This window comes from Streptomyces laculatispora (genome assembly GCF_017353455.1).
GTDB lineage: Bacteria > Actinomycetota > Actinomycetes > Streptomycetales > Streptomycetaceae > Streptomyces > Streptomyces laculatispora.
The window spans coordinates 1-5779 of sequence record NZ_JAFMPZ010000376.1 but is presented as its reverse complement, the minus strand read 5'-3'; the positions used below and the strand labels follow the sequence as shown (position 1 = coordinate 5779).

6 protein-coding genes and 1 pseudogene are annotated in these 5779 nt (G+C 70.2%); 4 read left to right on the top strand and 3 right to left on the bottom strand.

Going from position 1 to position 5779, the window contains the following annotated elements; translation table 11 throughout:
- Positions 1-166: 166 nt before the first annotated feature.
- Positions 167-613: a DUF2267 domain-containing protein gene (locus tag J1C73_RS19590; protein ID WP_207317551.1), complete on the top strand. Its 447-nt coding sequence runs from the start codon at positions 167-169 to the stop codon at positions 611-613.
- 74 nt (positions 614-687) lie between these two features.
- Here J1C73_RS19590 and J1C73_RS19585 read toward each other — a convergent pair whose 3' ends face one another.
- Positions 688-1044 carry a DUF5133 domain-containing protein gene (locus J1C73_RS19585; RefSeq protein ID WP_207317550.1) on the bottom strand — a complete coding sequence of 119 codons (357 nt, stop codon included), beginning with the start codon at positions 1042-1044 and terminating at the stop codon, positions 688-690.
- 766 nt (positions 1045-1810) lie between these two features.
- Positions 1811-2293: pseudogene (locus tag J1C73_RS36225) on the bottom strand (relaxase domain-containing protein); the annotation flags it as partial.
- 162 nt (positions 2294-2455) lie between these two features.
- Here J1C73_RS36225 and J1C73_RS19575 point away from each other — a divergent pair.
- Entirely contained in the window at positions 2456-2968 is a 513-nt protein-coding gene (locus tag J1C73_RS19575) for a hypothetical protein (RefSeq protein WP_207317548.1), read from the top strand.
- Between the two features lie 345 nt (positions 2969-3313).
- Positions 3314-4879: a hypothetical protein gene (locus J1C73_RS19570; protein WP_207317547.1), complete on the top strand. Its 1566-nt coding sequence runs from the start codon at positions 3314-3316 to the stop codon at positions 4877-4879.
- A 214-nt stretch (positions 4880-5093) separates the two neighbouring features.
- On the opposite strand, the gene J1C73_RS19565 is transcribed toward J1C73_RS19570, so the two are convergent.
- Positions 5094-5549 carry a DnaJ C-terminal domain-containing protein gene (locus J1C73_RS19565; protein ID WP_372446707.1) on the bottom strand — a complete coding sequence of 152 codons (456 nt, stop codon included), beginning with the start codon at positions 5547-5549 and terminating at the stop codon, positions 5094-5096.
- A 63-nt stretch (positions 5550-5612) separates the two neighbouring features.
- Between J1C73_RS19565 and J1C73_RS35525 the strand changes: the two genes are divergently transcribed.
- The coding region (locus J1C73_RS35525; protein ID WP_372446710.1) for an IS3 family transposase at positions 5613-5779 on the top strand (167 nt) is incomplete at its 3' end.

Genomic DNA, 5779 nt, shown 5'->3' with positions numbered 1-5779 from the left:
TTGCTCCAGCTCCCCGCCGGCTACGACCTCCTCTTCGGCCGCCCCCAACCCACCTGACCACCTCACCCGCGCCGGTGCCCGCACCCCATCGGGCACCGGCACCGCCCTGGACCCCGATGGCACTCGCCGGTGCCACCTCGCCCGGCACTACGAAAGGCATGCAGAAGTGATCACCAACGTGCGCGTACCGCTTGAGCACCAGCAGCCGTACGGGACGGCCTACGCGCAGATGCTGGAGAAGGTCCGCTACGAGGGCACCTACCCCACCCGCGAGCGGGCCGACGAAGCCGTCCGCCTGGTCCTTTCGGGACTGGGACGCCAGCTGACCGGCGACGAGCGCGTCGACCTGGCCGCCTGCCTCCCCCTGGAGGCTGCACGCGTACTGACCGCGCAGATCCCCGACACCCAGCCGCTGACCGGCTGGGCCTTCGTCAAGGACCTCGCCACCCGCACCGGCGCGAGCCTGGCCACCACCCGCTGGGACACCGGCTCCGTCCTCACCGCCGTCAACGCCTACGCCGGCCCCAGCCTGATCACCCGCATCCTGACCCAGCTCCCCACCGGCTACGCCCTGCTCTTCGGCCGCGCCCAACTCACCCATGCCGCCGCCTGATCCCAGGCTTGCGCGAAGGGACTGCCCGGCGTTCCCTGCGGCTTCCTCCACCATGAAATGGCCGCAGGGCACGGTCACCCGGCAGCTGTCGGGCCCGGTGGCGTGGGCTTCCGCCTGGATCGTGCCGTACACCGACGCCCCCTTCGAACCTCACGACCCTGGGCGGGGCTGTATCCAGAGAAACCTCCGACCACAAGTTGCCGAGGGGCAGTGTGTCGCAGCGGCTGCTCCTTCGCCGTGGCGCCGGCCAGCTGTTGACGGGCCACGTACAGGGCCGACTCCAGCTGGCGAGTGCCCGTCACCACGCACAGCGTGTAGGTCGCGTCCTCAAGCTGCCGTGCGGCCTCCGCGCCGCCGTCGGCAGGCAGGCGCCTCAGCGTCTCGCACCGATCGACCAGCTCCCGCAGGAGCGAAGGATGCGCCCTCACCATGGCGTGCCGCCTTCCGTCCTCGCCCATCTGGACCGGCCTTCGCTCTCACGGTCGCAGCCGCCAGCGGCCGCCGCACCCCGAGGACCTTGCCCAAGCCGCCAGAATGCCGCATTACGGCTGGTAAGAGCCTCGCCCGGCGATGGCCGATCCCCAGAAGACCTGGACCGACGGGTGCGGCGGCCACCAGCTCGACCACAGGGACGGCTCCATGTTTCGTGCACCCTCGGCCTGAGCTGCCCCGGGGTCGCGCTCCCGCACCGTGGATGGCGCGATTGCACCGGAGGCGACGGATGCCCCGCCTGCTCGGGACGTATCGCCTGGGTCTGCGGAAGCTGCGGCTCGCTGACCGGCCCTGATGGCGACTCAGGTCCCCTTGGGTTCCGATGAGGGCCGCCGGACCGTGAAGGGGGCCCAACCTGACCGGCCGGTCCGGCAGCCTCGTGGCCGGGCAGGCTTCGAGGCTGCCGGCCGGTACAGCGGGTGCGGGCCGTGGGCGACCGACCGCCGCACCGCGCTGGCTCTATGGGACGGGCCACGGGCAGTTGCCCGCCAGCATGGCCCATTCCCGGTCCGTCTGACCGGGCACGACACGCCCCGCCGCCCTCCAATGGGCGGCCAGCGCCGCGAAGATCGGCTCACCCTCCGGTGCCGGAGTCGGCTCGGGGCGGCCGGTGGCCGGGACTGGCCGCATCGTCGTCGTGGTCACGCAGTCCTAACGCCTGAACCCAGCCCTGGTCACCGGTGGCGAGTGCGGCGCTCACGCAGCGACGGCAGCCAGGACGACGTCGACCACCGGCCGCACCCGCGCCCACACCGCCGCGGCTGCCGCCCGCGCCCGTTCCGAGATTCGGTCAATGACGTCGGCGCCGAACGCGGTGATCGCTGACTCCCGCCATCGCTCGCGCAGCTCGGACAGCGACCGCAGTTCCTTGCGCTTCGGCGGGCGCGTCCGGTCGGCGGCCCGGCAGGCCAGCGCGTAGCCGGCCCGCTCCCCCGGCGCATGCCCGTGCTCTTCTTCGTAGTCGCTCACCAGGACGGACAGCGCGTCCTAGATCTGCTGGCGGCGGGTCGACTGCCAGCCGATGAGCCGCTGGTCGATCCCAGCAATGTCCATGACGGGCCGTCGGCCGGGCGTCACCTCGCGCGGCTCCCAGGCCCACCCGAGCCGGGCGGACACCTCCTCCATGAAGAACAGGAGGTAGAGAGTGTCGGCGGCGACGATGTGGGACAGCAGCGTGTCCGCCGACAGGTGGGGCCTGAGCCGGTCGCCCAACTCCGCGAGAAGCTGGCCGCACTCGGACGCTGAGGGACCTTGCAGGAACCTCGGGGGCAGTCATCTCACTGCGACGCGTCCAGCGACGAATGGATTCCCCCGGCGTGAGGTGCGCTCCCCTCTGTCACCATGGTGGGCATGGATTCCCTCCCTGCGATACCCAACTCCGACCAGGTGCACGAACGTTGGCGCGCCAGGGAGGCACCGGACGGAGACTTCATCATGTTCTCCGACGGTTCGCTGTCCGTGATGGAGCTCGTCCGATCCTCCCCGCACGACCGGCTCCACGACCCGCGCGCCCAGACGTGGCAGTGGCGGGAACTCCTGCGGGCCACTGCGTGGACCCCCAGCGACTGGGTGGACGTGGATACCGAGTTCGCCTCGTGCACCCACGCCGGAAGCCGTGCCTTGGCCGGCGAGGCCTCGGCCCACGGGAGCATCGGCTGGGTCGCCCTGGCCCGGGGCGACGACGAGGGCACCCTGGAGTGGCTGGCGGTCTCCGGCACCTCCAATCCGTTCGCCGAGGTCACGCTGGACGCGACCTCGGTGACCGCCACCAGCACCTTGGGCCGTATCTGGACCTTCCCCCGAAACGCCCCGCAACAGGTGCGGATCACCGCGGATCCGGCCTACCCCTGGCCAAGCCGGTAACGACCTTTCAGGTCCTGGCCTCACGCGCTGTCGCGTGAGGCCGGACTGCTGTGGGTGCAGGGGGACCGGGTTGGTGGGCTGGTGGCCCCGGCCCGCGAGCTGGTCCGGGGCCGTCGTGTGTTCCGTCGGCACCAGGGCCCGGCAAGAAAAATGGTCCGCACGCCGACCGGCGTGCGGACCAAAAGAAAAGTGGGGCAGTGGCCATAGATGGCGAGTGCCCCTTCAAGTCTGCAGTGATTCTAGCACGGCAGACACGTTCGCCAGTTTCTGCTGGTCAGGCTCCGATAGGGTGCCCAAATGGTCTCCACAGACCAGGACCCCTACGCTCGTCACGTCCTCGCGCGTATGTCCGACTTCTTGGCCGACGAGCGTACGCCCTGGCCCCGCCGCCTGTGGGACATAGGCTCCGTCCTCGCGCTGGAGGAACTGTGGGAGGCCGGGCACTGGCAGGCCCACAACGTGCTCTCGTCCTCGGCGTGCGACTGGCAGCACCATGAGCTCAAGGCCATCCTCGGCCGGGACGCCGGCCTCGGCGACAAGGATCTCCGCAGGGAGATCACGAACCTCCTCAGCAAGCCCCTCCTCGACCCCAGCCCGGAGCGGCGCCGGCTGAAGGAGGTCATCGGGCACCTGCGCCCCGGCTATCTGGACCGGTGGGTGACGGCGATCGCCGTCGAGGAAGCCAATCGGGTCAAGCCCGAACGGTTCTCCCGGACCGTGGCCGCCCACCTCTTGGACCTCGGCTACAGCGGCCTCCACCTGCGCAACTGGGCACGCGGCCTCAAGACCGCCCGGGTGACGGCCACCGACATCGCCGAGAGCGCGGCAGAACTCGCCCGTGCCCGCACGCAGACCTTCGACGTCCTGGTGGCCCTCGACAAGGTGCCCCACCGCGAACTCGCCGAGCCCCTGCCGAACTGGCTCGACAAGGGCAAGGTCGGCGCCTGGCTCCGGGAACACGGCCACAACACCGCGGGCTTCCGCACCGGCGGGGGCTTCGTCCACCAGCTCCAGGCGCTCGATCCCCTCGGCGCGGCCGACCAGGCCCGCCAGCTCCTGGACCGCATGACCGCCCGCTCGGAGTTCCTGCGCGGCCGCCGCGGAGGCGTACTGCCGCTGCCGTTCATCTGGGTCGCCGGGTACGACACCCCCGTACCGCTCGAGCCCCCGGCCCGCGGCGTCGACGTCCTCTCCCTCGTCTACGAGGGCCACCTCTACAAGGTCGACAGCCGCGAACGCATCGACGACGCCCTCGAACTCGCCGCCGTCAGCAACCGCGGGCCCCTCGCACCAGCCGTCGCCGGCGGCTGGGCAGCAGTTGAGTCCCTCCTCGTCCACCCCGACGACCCCCGGGGCGACGGAGAACGATCCGGGAAGGCCGTCGCCGCCGACCGGATGGCGTCCATCATCGCCTGCTCCTGGCCCCGCGCCGAGCTGACCACGCTGGCCCACCGCCACGCCCCAGCCCAGCCAGACGCCCTCTCCGAGGCCGTCGCGGCCTGCACCGCCAACCGCGAACGCGCCCGCCTCGTCGCCGACGCCCTACGCGCAGGAGGCCCCGAAGCCCTCGCCCTGAAGTACACCGCCGCCGCCCAGCGCATGGCTGCACTCGTACAGAATCCCGGCAAGCAACTCGCCGAGGTCAACCACGCGTTCCGCATCGCCATGCGCCGCCTCTACCGCACCCGCAACATCATCCTCCACGGCGGTGCCACCCAAGGCGTAGCCCTGGACGCCTCCCTACGAACAGCCGCTCCCCTTCTGGGCGCCGGCCTCGACCGCATCGTCCACGCCTCCTACACCGAGGAACTCGACCCGCTCGACCTTGCCGCCCGCGCCGAAGTCGCCCTCCAACTCGTCGACGGCGAAACCGGCCTGGCCACCGTCGACCTTCTCGAACCGCCTCGCTGAGCACGGTCGGGGTGGGTACTGCAAGTGGAATGGAGCTCCTCGTGTCGAGTTCAGCGCGCGCGAGGCGGCATCACCCGTGCGTGGAGCAGGGCGGCGCGGGTTAGCTCGCTGCCCTGCTTGTGGTCCTCGTTGAACAGGGCGGTCAGGCCTGTTGCCGCGCGAGTTTGTCAGCCCGTCGCCGTGCGAGGCCGGTAGCGAATGGCCGCGTGTAGGCTCAGCGGTCGATGTGCATGGTGACGTACATGTCCCCCGGCGCGCCGCCGTGCTTCCCCGGCTCGCCCAGCTCCCTGATCCGGATCTCCTTGCCGTCCCGGAGCCCCGCAGGAATGCGGACCTTGCAGGTGCCCTGCTCGCGGACGACACTGCCCTCCCCCTTGCAGGTGGTGCAGGCCCGGGCCGTTTTCTCGTCTGTCCTGGTGGCGCACACGGGGCAGGCTTTGTGGGCGGTGATCCGCAGCGGGATGATCGCTCCGTCTGTGGCTTCCGCCCGGCTGACAGATATGTCGTGTGCGATGTCCCGGCCGCGGTTGGGTGGTGTGGCCCCGAAATGGCGGTCGTTGATCTCGTTGAGTGCGGCCCAGACCTTTCCAGCGGAGGTCGGCCGCTGCGCCGGGTCCTTGGCCAGGAGTCGGGTGACGAGCCGCTCCAGCTCATTCATCACGCGGATCACGGCTGCCAATATACGTCGATCAAGCTCACAACTCGCCTACTGCGAGCGGGGATCCAGGCGTCCATGGGCTCGATCGGGGACTCGTACGATAACGCCCTCGCGGAGAATCTTTGGATGCTGATCAAGACGGAGTGCATCCGCGGCCGGGTCTTCACCACCCGATCCGAGGCCAACCTCACGCTCTTCGAATACATCGACGGCTTCTATAACTTAAGATTTAACCTTTGCGA